Source organism: Ruegeria sp. CDSB086 (assembly GCF_059611065.1).
Genome location: NZ_JBXWOV010000003.1, coordinates 219783 through 232806, shown reverse-complemented (window position 1 = coordinate 232806; position 13024 = coordinate 219783). Strand labels below are relative to the sequence as shown.

The window sequence follows — 13024 nt, the reverse complement described above, 5'->3', positions numbered from 1 at the left end:
AGAGCCTGTAAGTGTTTCTCTTTCCATGAATGGTAAGCGCGATTTGCCGTTGCTCAACCTCCGCACGCTCCATTCCCGAGGCTTAAACCTCTTTCCGTCATAACTCCTTTCAACAAGCCGGGCAGAGCGGCGGCAGAAAGGAGCACAGATGGTATTCGATTTCTTGCGTCGTGGATCGGCTGGGGAAGCGCCTGAGGCAAAGGCGAGCGCGGCGGGGCCTGTAGTGGCCTGGCAGACGGGCGGACGCGTGGCGTGGAGCCCCAGGGACGCGGTTTCGCTGACGCGGACGGGGTTTTCGGGGAACCCGGTGGGGTTCCGCTCGGTCAAGCTGATTGCCGAGGCAGCGGCGGCGTTGCCTTTGGTGCTGCAGGATCAGGCGCAGCGTTATGACGTGCATCCAATCATATCCCTAATGCGCCGTCCGAATGCGGCGCAGGGGCGGGCGGAGTTGATGGAGGCTCTGTTCGGACAGTTGCTGTTGTCGGGCAATGCCTATGTCGAGGCGGTGCAGGCCGAAGAAGGGCTGCCGGTTGAGCTGCATGTGGTGCGCTCGGACCGGATGAGCGTGGTGCCCGGGGCGGATGGGTGGCCCAAGGCTTATGACTATGCCGTCGGGGGCAAGAAACATCGGTTTGCAGCGGAAAATATCTGTCATATCAAGTCATTCCATCCGCAAGATGATCACTACGGGTTCTCGCCAATGCAGGCGGCGGCGATGGCGATTGATGTGCATAACAGCGCGTCTCGGTGGTCGAAATCGCTGCTCGACAATGCGGCACGGCCTTCGGGGGCGCTGGTGTGGAAGGGTGGCGATGGCCATGGGGTGATGGCTGAGGATCAATTCCGCCGCTTGTCCGATGAGATTGAGCAGAACTATCGCGGGGCGCGCAATGCAGGCCGTCCGATGGTTCTGGAAGGGGGGCTCGATTGGAAGCCGATGGGTTTCTCACCCTCTGACATGGAGTTTCAAAAGACCAAGGAAGCCGCCGCCCGCGAGATCGCGCTGGCCTTTGGGGTCCCGCCGATGTTGCTGGGAATTCAGGGCGACGCGACCTATTCGAACTATCAGGAGGCCAACCGGGCGTTTTACCGCCTGACCGTTCTGCCCCTGGTGACGCGGGTGGCGGCGGCGGTGTCGGAATGGCTGGCGGGCTTTACTGGCGAAGAACTGGTGTTGAAACCCGACCTAGATCAGGTGCCGGCGCTGTCGGCGGAGCGGGATGCGCAGTGGGCGCGAGTCAACGGTGCCGAGTTCCTGACAGACGCTGAAAAACGCTTGATGCTGGGGCTGCCGGAGCGTGCAGATGGCTGAGGGGTATCCGCCGTTTGACTGTGCGCCGGGCCTGCGTCTGGCTGCGCATGAACGGGTGGCCGAGATTCAGCACGCGCATCTATGCAGGCGGCTGGATCAGATCGAAGAGATGATGGAACGGCTGGAGAAACGGCTGTGGTTGACGGTCGATGGAGTCGTTGCGGTGATCCTGGCGCAAGCGTTTCAGTCAATTCTGGTGGTGTCGCCATGAATTCAGAGACTTATGAGGAGGTATTCATGGACTTAGAGCACAAGTTCGCGCGGTTTAGCGATGGATTGTCGGTGACCGAGGACGCGGTGATCGAGGGCTATGCCAGCCTGTTTGGGCAGGTCGATCAAGGGAGCGATGTGGTGCAGAAAGGCGCATATCGCAGGTCGTTGGCCGGACTGAAGGCGGCAGGTCAGCTGGTCAAGATGCTGTGGCAGCACGACCCGGCGCAGCCCATCGGTGTTTGGGACGACGTGCGCGAGGATGAGCGCGGGCTTTGGGTCAAGGGACGTATGTTGGAAAGCACGCAGAAAGGTCGTGAAGCCGCGGAATTGATCCGGGCCGGGGCCATTGACGGGCTGTCGATCGGCTATCGCACCAGACGAGCCAAAAAAAATGAAGAGGGCCATCGGGTCCTGACCGAACTGGAGCTGTGGGAGGTGTCGCTTGTGACTTTTCCGATGCTGCCCAGTGCGCGGGTGGCGGCAAAGGGGGCGACCCCGGACGCCGAGGACACCCTGCGCAGTATTGCCGAGGTGTTTGATCACGCCCGGCAGGAGCTGGCGCGAACCTAGCGCGCCTCAATCCCACCCAAATAAGGAAGTTCTGATGAGCAAGACCGAGACCCCGGCCTTGACCGGAGAGGGTGTGCCCCTGGTTCAAGAGGTGAAGCAGGCGATGACTGGCTTCGTGAACGAATTCAAGGGCCTGAAGGCTGAAGTTAAAACCAAACTGCAACAGACAGAAGAGCGACTGACCATGCTGGATCGTAAATCAATCACCGCGGCGCGCCCGCATCTTGCGGCTTCAATCGAGGACGGTGCGCCGCATCAGAAGGCTTTCGACGCCTATGTGCGATGCGGTGACGATGGCGGCCTGCGCGGTCTTGATATGGAAGCCAAATCGCTGTCCAGTGCGGTCAACAGCGATGGCGGTTATCTGGTCGACCCGCAGACTGCCGAGATGATCAAGTCGGTGCTGAAATCCACGGCCTCGATCCGTTCGATCGCTTCGGTGGTGAATGTCGAGGCTAACTCGTTCGACGTGTTGATCGACCACACCGACGTGGGCGCGGGCTGGGCGGATGAAAGTTCAGCAGCCACCGAGACAGCGACCCCGTCGATTGATCGCATCTCGATTTCCTTGCACGAGCTGAGCGCGCTGCCCAAGGCGTCGCAACGTTTGCTGGATGACAGCGCGTTTGATGTCGAGGGCTGGCTGGCCGGTCGAATTGCCGACAAGTTTGCCCGTGCCGAAGCGGCAGCGTTCATCTCGGGCGATGGCGCGGACAAACCCAATGGCATTCTGAACCATGCCAAGGTCGACAATGATGTCTGGACCTGGGGCAATCTGGGCTATGTCCCGACCGGCATTGACGGTGGTGTCGATGCGGATGCGATTGTCGATGTGGTTTATGCGCTGGGCGCGCAGTACCGCGTCAACGGCACCTTTGTGATGAATTCAAAAACAGCCGGGGTGATCCGCAAGCTGAAGGACAGTGATGGTCGCTTCCTGTGGTCGGACGGGCTGGCTGCGGGTGAGCCCGCGCGTCTCATGGGTTACCCGGTGCTGATTGCCGAGGACATGCCGGATGCGGGCACCGACAGTTTCTCGATTGCCTTTGGTGATTTCCAAGCCGGGTACACTATTGCGGAGCGCCCTGATCTGCGCGTCTTGCGAGATCCGTTTAGTGCCAAGCCGCATGTTCTGTTCTATGCGACCAAGCGCGTCGGCGGCGACGTGAGTGACTTTGCCGCGATCAAGCTGGTGAAATTCGGCACCGCCTAAGCGGTGACGGATCCGGGGGGCATTGGCCCCTCGGGCGCGGGCGCGGGTCGGGGTGAGATCCCCTGCGTTGTCTAGCTGCTCCCCTCCGTCCGAGCAACGTGGGGCGGCGCGTGCCCGTCATTTTCTTGAGTGAGGCCCCCGGAGGGGTCCGAGATTGCGGAGTGAATGGATGATGTTGATCGAAGAAACCGCCATCGCGGATGCGGCGCTGCCGGTGGATCAGTTTAAGGCGCATCTGCGGCTGGGCACGGGCTTTGCCGAAGACAGCTTACAGGATGATGTGCTGAAAGGATTTCTGCGCGCAGCCGTTGCGGCCATCGAAGCGCGCACTGGCAAGGTTCTGATCGAGCGCGATTTTTCCTGGAGCCTGACCGTATGGCGAGACCAGTTTGGCGAAGTGTTGCCGGTGGCCCCGGTCACCGAGGTCAAGAGTGTAACGCTGGCAGATGCAGAAGGTGCAGAAACCGTCGTCACCCCGGATAGTTACCGGCTGGAAAAAGATACTCAGCGTCCCCGACTTAGGCCAATGGGGTCATTGATGCCGAAGATGCCAAAGGGTGGTTCTGTCAGGACCGTCTTTGCCGCTGGAATGGCAACGGATTGGGGCGGGTTGCCCGCCGATCTGGGGCAGGCGGTGCTGCTGCTGGCCGCGCATTACTACGAATACCGCGATGAGACAGCGCTGGGTGCCGGGTGCATGCCATTTGGCGTTACCAGTCTGATCCAACGCTATCGCACAGTTCGGTTTGGCGCTGGGGTGATGCAATGAATGCGCCGCGGTTGAACAGAACACTAGTGCTGGAGGCGCCGGTGCGCGTGGCCGATGGGTCAGGCGGATACACCGAAACCTGGGTGCCGCTGGGCACGGTATGGGCCGAGGTGACCGCGCGCAGCGGGTCCGAGCGGCAGGTGGCTGGTGTCCCTATTTCACGGGTCGGCTATCGCATCGTGGTCCGGGGTGCGCCCACAGGTTCGACCATGCGGCCATCGCCGGATCAGCGCTTTGCTGAGGGCGCACGTCGCTTTGTCATCCGCGCTGTAGCTGAGCGTGATCCGCGCGGCCAATACCTGATCTGTTTCGCGGATGAGGAGGTGGCAGCATGAGCTATGGCGTTTCAGCCGCCCTGCAGGCGGCGGTGTTCAAGCAGATTTCAGAGGATGCGCAGGTTAACGATTTGTCGGGTGGCGCGATCTATGACGCGGTGCCAGCCGGAGCAGTACCACAGACTTATGTGACGCTGGGACCGGAAGAGGTTCGTGATGTCTCTGACCGATCGGGTGGGGGTGCGGTGCACCGGATCACGGTTTCGGTCGTGTCCGAAGCCGCAGGGTTCGGGGCCGCCAAGATCCTGGCCGGTGCCGTGTGTGACGCGCTGGAGGGTGCCATGCCCAGCCTTGATCGCGGGCGTCTGGTGGGCCTGTGGTTCGAGCGCGCATCAGCCCGGCGCACCGGGACCGGTGGAGCGATCCGCCAGATCGACCTGAAATTCCGCGCCCGCGTGGAAGACGACTAACCAATCAACGGAGAGAGCATATGGGTGCCCAGAACGGCAAGGACCTGTTGGTCAAAGTGGATATGAACGGCAGCGGTCTGTTCGAAACTATCGCGGGGTTGCGCGCCACGCGCGTCAGTTTCAACGCGGAAAGCGTGGATGTCACCAGCCTGGAAAGCCAGGGAGGCTGGCGCGAACTTCTATCGGGTGCCGGGGTCAAATCGGCGTCGATATCCGGTTCAGGCGTGTTCAAGGATGCTGGGACCGATGAACGCGCGCGGCAATTGTTCTTTGATGGTGAAACACCGGATTTTCAGGTTATCATCCCCGATTTCGGTATTGTCGCCGGGCCGTTTCAGGTCACGGGTGTCGAATATGCGGGCTCGCACAACGGTGAGGCGACCTATGAGATGAGTTTGGCCAGCGCGGGCGCGCTGAGCTTTACGGCGCTGTAAGCCGATGGCCAATCCGTGGACGGGCGAGGTGGCATTGACCATCGATGGAGAGCGGCGGGTGCTCAAGCTGACGCTGGGCGCTTTGGCAGAATTGGAACAAGAGCTAGGCGCCGGTTCGCTGGTGGAACTCGTGCAACGGTTCGAAGGCGGAGCCTATTCCAGTGGTGACGTATTGGCGCTGATTGTGGCCGGATTGCGCGGCGGTGGCGGCGACGTCAACCGCGCCGATCTGTTGAGCGCCGAAATCGAGGGTGGCCCGATGGCAGCTGCGCGTGCGGCAGCCGAGTTGTTGGCGCGGGCCTTCATGGTGCCGGATCAGGCATGAGCGGGTTCAACTGGCCCGCCTTGATGCGGGCCGCGCTTGTCGGTCTGCGTCTGACGCCAGATCAGTTCTGGCGACTGACGCCAGCCGAATTGCAACTGATGTTGGGGCAGGGCCTAGGCCTTTCGGCGATGAACCGGGCTGGCCTGGATGCGATGCTGAAGGCCTATCCGGACAAATTACAAGGAGAGCGTGATGACGGATCGTGACGGGTTTGACGACTTGCAGGAACGCGGCGATGCGCTGGGTGACTCGCTGGGCGACGCGGCATCTATGGCGGCTGCTTTTGACGGCCAGATGAAACGGATCAGCGCGGCGTTTGAGGAAACCGGCAAGGATGTCGCGACGCTGGAGCGCGGCATGTCCAGCGGGTTGCGCAAAGCTTTCGATGGCGTGGTGCTGGATGGGATGAACCTGTCCGAAGCGCTCGACGTTTTGAAGAATTCAATGATCCGTACCGCGTATTCGGCGGCGATCAAGCCCGTGACGGATCACTTTGGCGGGATGCTGGCCGGAACCGTTGGCGGTCTGGTGCAGGGGCTTTTGCCATTTGCCGACGGCGGCAGTTTTTCTCAAGGGCGCGTCATGCCATTCGCCAATGGCGGTGTTGTCAGCGGCCCAACCACATTTCCCATGCGTGGCGGAACCGGGTTGATGGGGGAAGCCGGACCCGAAGCGATCATGCCTTTGGCGCGCGGGTCGGACGGTAAGCTTGGGGTGCGCACTTCGGGCGGTGGGCGTGCCGTAAATGTCGTGATGAACATCACCACCCCGGACGTGCAGGGGTTCCGTCGCAGTCAAAGCCAGATTGCGGCGCAGATGAGCCGCGCACTTGGGCGCGGCAATCGCAACAGGTAACTTGAGGGAGCAGGCCATGAATTTCCATGAGGTTAGATTTCCCGCCAGCCTGAGCTTTGGTTCGGTTGGCGGCCCCGAGCGGCGCACAGATATCGTGACGCTGGCCAACGGGTTTGAAGAACGCAACACGCCCTGGGCCCATTCAAGACGACGCTATGATGCCGGGCTTGGGATGCGCTCGCTTGACGATATCGAAGCGCTGATTTCGTTTTTCGAGGCGCGGCAGGGACAGATGTTCGGATTTCGGTGGAAAGATTGGTCTGACTTCAAGTCGGGCGGAGCAACGGCTGAGGTAGACAATGCCGATCAGGTCATTGCACGTGGCGACGGCAAGACGACCGAGTTCCAGTTGGTGAAAACCTACAGCTCTGGCGGGTTCAAATACGCCCGTCCGATCCTCAAACCGGTTCTCGGGACCGTCAAACTTGGTCTTGAGCAGGACGAAATGCGCGAAGCCGTGGATTTCGAGGTGGATCTGGCGCGGGGTCGGGTCACGTTTACGAACGCGCCGCCGCAAGATGTGGAAATAACGGCAGGGTTCGAGTTTGACGTGCCCGTTCGTTTTGACACCGACAAGATCCAGACCAGCGTGGCCAGCTTTCAGGCAGGCGACGTGCCCAACGTTCCGGTGGTCGAGGTGCGGGTCTGATGGGCGGTAACGCACAAGGATTGCAGGCGCATCTGCAAAGCGGGGTGACCACCACCTGTCGATGCTGGGCCATCATGCGCACGGATGGGCAGGTCTATGGGTTTACCGATCATGATATGGAGTTGCGCTTTGACGGGCTGACATTCAAAGCAAGCTCTGGCCTAACCGCGGCAGCGATCGAACAGGCAACCGGGCTTTCGATCGATAACTCTGAAGCGATGGGTGCGCTGTCTGATGCCGCGATTAGGGAAGAGGATATTGAGGCCGGACGGTTTGACGGTGCTCAGGTTCAGGCTTGGCTCGTGAACTGGGCAGACCCCGAACAACGAACTCTACAGTTTCGTGGTTCAATCGGGGAAATGCGTCGCGGCGGCGGGGCCTTTCATGCTGAGCTGCGAGGGCTGACGGATCTGCTGAACCGGCCCTTGGGGCGGATTTACCAAAAACCCTGCACCGCCGTGCTGGGCGATGACGCTTGCCGATTCAACGCGGCAGCGCCCGGTTTTCAGGCAGTGGCTGAGATCGTCAGCCTGTCGGCGGACAGTGTGCTTCAACTGAAAGGTGCGGACGCGCCGGATATGGGATGGTTCGAACGTGGCCGTCTGGATGTGATTTCCGGCACGGCCTCGGGTCTTTGGGCGTCGGTGAAACAGGATGAGCGTATCACGGGCGGGCGCAATGTCACCTTATGGACGGGGATCAGTGGCGGACTGACTGTCGGTGATCGTGTCCGGCTGACCGCCGGGTGCGACAAACGCATGGAAACCTGTCGAAGAAAATTCAACAACCTCATAAATTTTCAAGGTTTTCCGGACTTGCCGGGCGAGGACTGGGTGATGGCTGTTCCCAAGAACGACAAACCGAACAAAGGGGGCAGCAGACGATGACAATAGACCGGCAGGATATAGTTGCAGAAGCGCGCCGATGGCTAGGCACGCCGTATGTGCATCAGGCGTCCGTCAGGGGCGCGGGGGCGGATTGTTTGGGATTGCTACGCGGAATCTGGCGCGCGCTGTACGGAGCTGAGCCGGAAACCGTGCCGAGCTACAGCATGGACTGGTCAGAGCCGCAGGGTGATGAACGCATGTGGGATGCCGCCCGCCGAAATTTGACATCAAAGCGACCCTCGGAACTGGCAGCAGGCGACGTATTGCTGTTCCGCATGCGCGATGGCGGCGTCGCCAAACATGTAGGTGTTGTCAGCGAAACCGGCGCGGTCCCTCGATTCATTCACGCATATTCCGGGCACGGCGTTGTGGAAAACGCCCTGAGCGACCCTTGGCGTCGCCGGGTTGTCGCCTGTTTCGCATTCCCGCTGGAGGTCAAGTAAATGGCTACGATTGTACTTTCCGCAGCCGGGGCTGCTCTTGGCGGCTCGATCGGTGGCACTGTCGCGGGTCTTTCCACGGCAATTATTGGCCGGGCTATCGGCGCCACATTGGGGCGAGTCATTGACCAGCGGTTGATGAGCCAATCCGTGATGGGTGGCGGTAGCGAAGTTGTCGAAACCGGGCGCCTGGATCGTTTCCGCCTGACCGAAACCGGAGAGGGGGCTTCGGTCACTACCGTGTTCGGACGTATGCGTGTCGGTGGGCAGATCATCTGGGCATCGGACTTTCTGGAAACCCGCAGCACCAGCACGACAACGCAATCCACGCGGGGTGGAAAAGGCTCGCGGCGGCCAAGTTCGGCCACAACAACCACAACCACGCATACCTACAGCTATTCGATCTCGCTGGCGATCGCCGTGGGCGCTGGGCAGATCTCTGACATCTCGCGTATCTGGGCCGATGGTGAAGAGCTTGAGCGCGCCGGGCTGAATGTGCGCCTGTACAAGGGCACCGACAATCAATTGCCTGACCCGTTAATCGAGGCGGTCGAGGGCACCGGACAGGTCCCTGCGTACCGGGGCACCGCATATGTGGTGATCGAGGACCTACAGCTTGCAGCATTCGGCAACCGGGTCCCGCAGTTTTCCTTTGAGGTTGTCCGACAGGAACAGCCGGGGCTGCCCGACACACTCGGTGCTGTATCCCAGATCGTGCGCGGCGTGGCGATGATCCCGGGTACGGGCGAATATTCTCTGGCCAGCAGGCAGGTGAATTATTCCAAAGGGCAGGGGCAAAGCTGGGCTGCGAACGTGCATTCGGCTTCGGGCGTTTCCGATCTGGTCACCTCGACCCACGCGCTGAATGCTGAATTGCCCGCCTGCGATGCGGTGTCGCTCGTCGTGTCCTGGTTTGGCGACGATCTGCGGTGCGGTCATTGCAAGGTGCAGCCAAAGGTCCTGCACAAAGAGTTTGATGGCAAGATCATGCCGTGGAGCGTATCAGGCGTATCCCGGGTGGCTGCCCAGATTGTTCAGATCGAAAACGATAGACCTGTCTATGGGGCGACACCGGCGGATGCGTCCGTAATCGAAGCGATCCGGCATCTGAACTCATCCGGTAAGCGGGTGATGTTCTATCCCTTCATCCTGATGGATCAGTTGCGCGGCAACGGTCTGCCCGATCCCTGGTCCGATGCCACCGATCAACCGCACCTGCCGTGGCGAGGGCGGATCACGCTGAGCGAGGCACCAGGCCGCAACGGGTCCCCGGATATGACTGCCGGCGCCGATGCGCAGGTTGCGCAGTTCTTTGGCCAGGCCCGCGCAAGTAACTTTGTCGTCGGCGATGGCACCGTCACCTATACCGGCCCGCAGGAATGGGGTTTGTTCCGTTTTATTTTGCACTATGCGGCGCTCTGCAAGGCAGCTGGTGGAGTGGCGTCGTTCTGCATCGCATCCGAGATGCGCGGCCTGACGCAAATCAGGGGCGCGACCGGGTTTCCTGCGGTGGCGCAGATGCAAATCCTCGCGGCTGAAGTGCGCAAAATCCTCGGGCCGAACACCAAAATCGGCTATGCGGCCGACTGGAGCGAGTATTTCGGTTACAAACCCGTCGATGCTGGCAGCGACCGGTACTTTCATCTGGATCCGCTTTGGGCCGATGACAATATCGACTTCGTTGGTATCGACAACTACATGCCCCTGTCTGACTGGCGGGACGGAGAAGATCACGCCGACGCCAAAGCGGGCGTAGATGCGATCTATGATCTGGACTACCTGCGCGGCAATGTTGAAGGTGGGGAAGGGTACGACTGGTACTACGCCTCGACCGAGGAATCCAAAGCGCAGATCCGGTCTGCGATCGAAGATCAGGCGCATGATGAGGCCTGGATCTGGCGATATAAGGATATACGCAACTGGTGGTCGCAACCGCATCACGAACGGATCGGAGGCGTGCGTCAAGCCAATCGGACCGCATGGGTGCCTCGGTCCAAGCCGATCTGGTTCACGGAACTGGGTTGTGCGGCTATCGACAAAGGCACCAATCAGCCGAACAAGTTTCTGGACCCGAAATCCTCGGAATCCAAGCTGCCGCGCTATTCCAACAGTTTGCGGGATGATTTCATTCAGGTGCAATATCTCAAGGCGATTTTGGGCTATTGGTCCGAGGCAAAAAATAACCCGGTTTCCAATACTTACGGCGGCCGCATGATTGATTTGTCCAACGCTTATGTCTGGGCCTGGGATGCGCGGCCGTATCCAACCTTCCCGAACATGCAAAGCCAGTGGAGTGATGGCGAGAATTACGCGCGAGGGCATTGGTTGAACGGGCGGTCGGGGTCGCGCACGCTGGCATCGGTAGTGACCGAGATTTGTCATGGGGCTGGGGTGACCGACATCGACACGTCGCGCCTTTATGGTGTGGTGCGCGGCTATGCCATCGAACAGGTCTCGGACGCGCGATCAGCGTTGCAGCCGCTGATGCTGCGCTATGGTTTCGATGCAATCGAGCGGGATGGCGTATTGCGGTTTCAGATGCGCAATGGGCAACGCGCCATCGCGCTGGAACAGGAGCATCTGGCGCTCAGCTCGGATATTGAGGCCGGTATCGAACATCGCCGCGAAGCCGAGGCTGAAATGACTGGCCGGGTGCGCTTGCGCTTTGTTCAATCGGATGGGGATCATGACATCGTCGCGGAAGAGGCCGTTCTGCCCGACACGCGGACGCATTCGGTGTCTGTCAACGAGATGCCCCTGTCCATGACCCGTGCCGAAGGTCGCCAGACGGCGGAACGGTGGCTAAGCGAGGCGCGGGTGTCCCGCGAAACCGTGCGCTTTGCGCTGCCGCCTTCGTTGGGGCACATCGGCGCGGGGGATGTCGTCAGCCTGGATGAAGGCGGACAGGGTGCGCGTTTCAGGATCGATCGACTGGAACAAGCTGAGATGCAATTGGCGGATGCCGTTCGGATCGAACCGGGAATATACGCGCCGTCTGATCTGCCTGATGACCTAGTCTCGACCAAGCCCTTTGTCGCCCCGGTTCCGGTTCTGCCAGTGTTCATGGATCTGCCGCTGATTACCGGCTCAGAGGTGCCGCATGCGCCTTACCTGGCTGTGTCTGCCGACCCCTGGCCCGGCAGCGCTGCAATGTATTCGGCTGTGAATGATGAGGATTATACCTTGCAAGAGGTTATCTCGGCACAGGCCGTCATCGGGTTTACTCAATCGCCTTTGCAGCGCGCCAGCGTAGGGGTTTGGGACGACGGTGAGCCGCTGCGCGTCAGGCTGGTCGACGGCTTGCTGGAATCGCGCCCGCGCGACGCTTTGTTGAATGGTGCCAATCTGGCCGCAATAGGGGACGGGACGCCCGGAAACTGGGAACTGTTCCAGTTCGCCAGCGCCGAACTTGTGGGTCAGGGGACCTATGCCCTATTGGGGCGCCTGCGCGGGCAATTGGGGACGGACAGTGTTATGCCTGAAACCTGGCCTGAAGGTTCAACTTTTGTCTTGCTCGATGAAAGAGTGTTCCAAACCGGGCTGTTGCGGTCTGAAAGGCGTGTGGCGAAACACTATCGCATCGGACCCGGAACGCGTGCCTATGACGATCCTTCTTTCCTCCACCAGGTTCACGCCTTCGACGGCAACGGACTTCGGCCATATGCTCCGGTGCATGTCAAATTAGCAAAAATCGGAGCGGGTGATGAAATTTCGTGGATCCGTCGAACCCGGCTGGACGGCGATGGCTGGGATGGATTTGACGTGCTGCTAGGGGAAGAGACTGAATCCTATCTGGTGAAAATCAGGATCAACGGGTCAGTAATACGCGAACAGGTTACGTCAGAGCCGCGCTGGACATACCCATCAACGATGAAAGCCGCCGATGGCGTAACCGGCACTTACGAGGTTGATGTGGCACAGATCTCAGCCAGCTACGGGCCGGGTCCCGCCGCACGTCTTCTGGTTGGGTAAGGCAGTTATGCGTCCTGTTTTGCACGGCGATGTAAGTGCCGCGGCGCGGGTGTTGCTAAACGCGCCGCCTTCCGACCGGGAACGCCTGTGCACTAGAATGATCAACGAAGCTGAACTGGCCGACATCTATGTCGGCCATACAGGCCGGCTACACCCGCTGTTTGGTAATGGCTCATTGATGACAGTGGCCCGAACCCGGCCATTGGCCAACGAGCCAAGCTTTGACGATTTGCAATATTGCCAGTGTTTTGAGATGGTTCTGCGATGCCTGGTTCAATTCCGCGTTACCCGGATGCGCAGCTGACGCACTTGCTGGCCGCTGGATCAAGGTTCAGACGACCAACCGGAATCTCTTCGCCGCAATCCTCGCAATACCCGAATTCTCCATCTTTGATCCGGGTCAGGGCCACTGACAACCGGCGTGTTTCGATATCACGATTCGCTTGCTGAGCCTTGGCCATGGCCTGATTTTGCAGGGCGTCCATCCGGCTGAGCCGCCCGACTGCCTGTTGGTCCAGTTCAACAACTGCCTGTGCCTCGGTTCCAAGCGCAGAATGCGCGGCCAATTCGTCCAATCGCGCGCGGATACGGGCTTCGAAATCCTCCAACTGGGTTTCATTCATTTTCGTTGCCCTGCAGA

At 60.3% G+C, this 13024-nt stretch carries 17 protein-coding genes; 16 read left to right on the top strand and 1 reads right to left on the bottom strand.

The window, feature by feature from the left end; all coding sequences use genetic code 11:
• Positions 1-148: 148 nt before the first annotated feature.
• The 16 genes from AC2FIO_RS07990 to AC2FIO_RS07915 all read left to right on the top strand — a co-directional run bounded on the left by AC2FIO_RS07990 (position 149) and on the right by AC2FIO_RS07915 (position 12688).
• Positions 149-1312: a phage portal protein gene (locus tag AC2FIO_RS07990; protein ID WP_496696805.1), complete on the top strand. Its 1164-nt coding sequence runs from the start codon at positions 149-151 to the stop codon at positions 1310-1312.
• On the top strand, positions 1305-1523 hold the full coding sequence (locus AC2FIO_RS07985) for a GTA head formation protein, RCAP_rcc01685 family (RefSeq protein WP_496696803.1): 219 nt from the start codon (positions 1305-1307) through the stop codon (positions 1521-1523). The genes AC2FIO_RS07990 and AC2FIO_RS07985 overlap by 8 nt, the downstream gene beginning before the upstream one ends.
• Positions 1524-1549: 26 nt before the next feature.
• On the top strand, positions 1550-2095 hold the full coding sequence (locus AC2FIO_RS07980; RefSeq protein WP_496696801.1) for an HK97 family phage prohead protease: 546 nt from the start codon (positions 1550-1552) through the stop codon (positions 2093-2095).
• A gap of 34 nt (positions 2096-2129) precedes the next feature.
• On the top strand, positions 2130-3308 hold the full coding sequence (locus tag AC2FIO_RS07975) for a phage major capsid protein (protein ID WP_496696799.1): 1179 nt from the start codon (positions 2130-2132) through the stop codon (positions 3306-3308).
• A gap of 169 nt (positions 3309-3477) precedes the next feature.
• Positions 3478-4077 carry a head-tail connector protein gene (locus tag AC2FIO_RS07970; protein WP_496696797.1) on the top strand — a complete coding sequence of 200 codons (600 nt, stop codon included), beginning with the start codon at positions 3478-3480 and terminating at the stop codon, positions 4075-4077.
• Positions 4074-4412 (top strand): phage head closure protein, encoded by a 339-nt coding sequence (locus tag AC2FIO_RS07965; RefSeq protein ID WP_282120459.1) that lies wholly within the window; start codon positions 4074-4076, stop codon positions 4410-4412. The genes AC2FIO_RS07970 and AC2FIO_RS07965 overlap by 4 nt, the downstream gene beginning before the upstream one ends.
• Positions 4409-4822 (top strand): DUF3168 domain-containing protein, encoded by a 414-nt coding sequence (locus AC2FIO_RS07960; protein ID WP_496696794.1) that lies wholly within the window; start codon positions 4409-4411, stop codon positions 4820-4822. Before AC2FIO_RS07965 ends, AC2FIO_RS07960 begins: the two co-directional genes overlap by 4 nt.
• Before the next feature lie 20 nt (positions 4823-4842).
• Positions 4843-5256, top strand: a complete 414-nt coding sequence (locus tag AC2FIO_RS07955; protein WP_496696792.1) for a phage major tail protein, TP901-1 family — start codon at positions 4843-4845, stop codon at positions 5254-5256.
• Between the two features lie 4 nt (positions 5257-5260).
• The gene (locus AC2FIO_RS07950; protein WP_496696790.1) at positions 5261-5581 is read left to right on the top strand and encodes a gene transfer agent family protein; all 321 of its coding nucleotides are present in this window, start codon (positions 5261-5263) and stop codon (positions 5579-5581) included.
• The gene (locus AC2FIO_RS07945; protein ID WP_496696788.1) at positions 5578-5787 is read left to right on the top strand and encodes a rcc01693 family protein; all 210 of its coding nucleotides are present in this window, start codon (positions 5578-5580) and stop codon (positions 5785-5787) included. Before AC2FIO_RS07950 ends, AC2FIO_RS07945 begins: the two co-directional genes overlap by 4 nt.
• On the top strand, positions 5774-6436 hold the full coding sequence (locus tag AC2FIO_RS07940; RefSeq protein ID WP_496696786.1) for an RcGTA-type gene transfer agent tail tape measure protein: 663 nt from the start codon (positions 5774-5776) through the stop codon (positions 6434-6436). The genes AC2FIO_RS07945 and AC2FIO_RS07940 overlap by 14 nt, the downstream gene beginning before the upstream one ends.
• Before the next feature lie 16 nt (positions 6437-6452).
• Entirely contained in the window at positions 6453-7085 is a 633-nt protein-coding gene (locus tag AC2FIO_RS07935; RefSeq protein WP_496696784.1) for a phage distal tail protein, Rcc01695 family, read from the top strand.
• The gene (locus tag AC2FIO_RS07930; protein WP_496696782.1) at positions 7085-7972 is read left to right on the top strand and encodes a phage/gene transfer agent baseplate hub protein; all 888 of its coding nucleotides are present in this window, start codon (positions 7085-7087) and stop codon (positions 7970-7972) included. The genes AC2FIO_RS07935 and AC2FIO_RS07930 overlap by 1 nt, the downstream gene beginning before the upstream one ends.
• A complete protein-coding gene (locus AC2FIO_RS07925) occupies positions 7969-8415 on the top strand; it encodes an NlpC/P60 family protein (RefSeq protein WP_496696781.1) in 447 nt (148 codons plus the stop codon). The genes AC2FIO_RS07930 and AC2FIO_RS07925 overlap by 4 nt, the downstream gene beginning before the upstream one ends.
• A complete protein-coding gene (locus tag AC2FIO_RS07920; protein WP_496696779.1) occupies positions 8416-12384 on the top strand; it encodes a baseplate multidomain protein megatron in 3969 nt (1322 codons plus the stop codon). It begins immediately after the preceding gene.
• A 7-nt stretch (positions 12385-12391) separates the two neighbouring features.
• On the top strand, positions 12392-12688 hold the full coding sequence (locus tag AC2FIO_RS07915; protein WP_108860361.1) for a DUF7742 family protein: 297 nt from the start codon (positions 12392-12394) through the stop codon (positions 12686-12688).
• Here AC2FIO_RS07915 and AC2FIO_RS07910 read toward each other — a convergent pair.
• Positions 12669-13007: a TraR/DksA family transcriptional regulator gene (locus AC2FIO_RS07910; protein WP_108860362.1), complete on the bottom strand. Its 339-nt coding sequence runs from the start codon at positions 13005-13007 to the stop codon at positions 12669-12671. The genes AC2FIO_RS07915 and AC2FIO_RS07910 overlap by 20 nt on opposite strands.
• Between the last annotated feature and the right edge of the window lie 17 nt (positions 13008-13024).

What these genes read in the sequence shown, in the direction of transcription:
- AC2FIO_RS07945 (WP_496696788.1), top strand. Translation starts at nt 5,578, where the DNA reads ATGAGCGGGTTCAACTGGCCCGCCTTGATGCGGGCCGCGCTTGTCGGT.
- AC2FIO_RS07930 (WP_496696782.1), top strand. Translation starts at nt 7,085, where the DNA reads ATGGGCGGTAACGCACAAGGATTGCAGGCGCATCTGCAAAGCGGGGTG.
- AC2FIO_RS07915 (WP_108860361.1), top strand. Translation starts at nt 12,392, where the DNA reads ATGCGTCCTGTTTTGCACGGCGATGTAAGTGCCGCGGCGCGGGTGTTG.
- AC2FIO_RS07935 (WP_496696784.1), top strand. Translation starts at nt 6,453, where the DNA reads ATGAATTTCCATGAGGTTAGATTTCCCGCCAGCCTGAGCTTTGGTTCG.
- AC2FIO_RS07965 (WP_282120459.1), top strand. Translation starts at nt 4,074, where the DNA reads ATGAATGCGCCGCGGTTGAACAGAACACTAGTGCTGGAGGCGCCGGTG.
- AC2FIO_RS07980 (WP_496696801.1), top strand. Translation starts at nt 1,550, where the DNA reads ATGGACTTAGAGCACAAGTTCGCGCGGTTTAGCGATGGATTGTCGGTG.
- AC2FIO_RS07990 (WP_496696805.1), top strand. Translation starts at nt 149, where the DNA reads ATGGTATTCGATTTCTTGCGTCGTGGATCGGCTGGGGAAGCGCCTGAG.
- AC2FIO_RS07985 (WP_496696803.1), top strand. Translation starts at nt 1,305, where the DNA reads ATGGCTGAGGGGTATCCGCCGTTTGACTGTGCGCCGGGCCTGCGTCTG.
- AC2FIO_RS07925 (WP_496696781.1), top strand. Translation starts at nt 7,969, where the DNA reads ATGACAATAGACCGGCAGGATATAGTTGCAGAAGCGCGCCGATGGCTA.
- AC2FIO_RS07910 (WP_108860362.1), bottom strand. Translation starts at nt 13,007, where the DNA reads ATGAATGAAACCCAGTTGGAGGATTTCGAAGCCCGTATCCGCGCGCGA.
- AC2FIO_RS07970 (WP_496696797.1), top strand. Translation starts at nt 3,478, where the DNA reads ATGATGTTGATCGAAGAAACCGCCATCGCGGATGCGGCGCTGCCGGTG.
- AC2FIO_RS07960 (WP_496696794.1), top strand. Translation starts at nt 4,409, where the DNA reads ATGAGCTATGGCGTTTCAGCCGCCCTGCAGGCGGCGGTGTTCAAGCAG.
- AC2FIO_RS07940 (WP_496696786.1), top strand. Translation starts at nt 5,774, where the DNA reads ATGACGGATCGTGACGGGTTTGACGACTTGCAGGAACGCGGCGATGCG.
- AC2FIO_RS07920 (WP_496696779.1), top strand. Translation starts at nt 8,416, where the DNA reads ATGGCTACGATTGTACTTTCCGCAGCCGGGGCTGCTCTTGGCGGCTCG.
- AC2FIO_RS07955 (WP_496696792.1), top strand. Translation starts at nt 4,843, where the DNA reads ATGGGTGCCCAGAACGGCAAGGACCTGTTGGTCAAAGTGGATATGAAC.
- AC2FIO_RS07950 (WP_496696790.1), top strand. Translation starts at nt 5,261, where the DNA reads ATGGCCAATCCGTGGACGGGCGAGGTGGCATTGACCATCGATGGAGAG.
- AC2FIO_RS07975 (WP_496696799.1), top strand. Translation starts at nt 2,130, where the DNA reads ATGAGCAAGACCGAGACCCCGGCCTTGACCGGAGAGGGTGTGCCCCTG.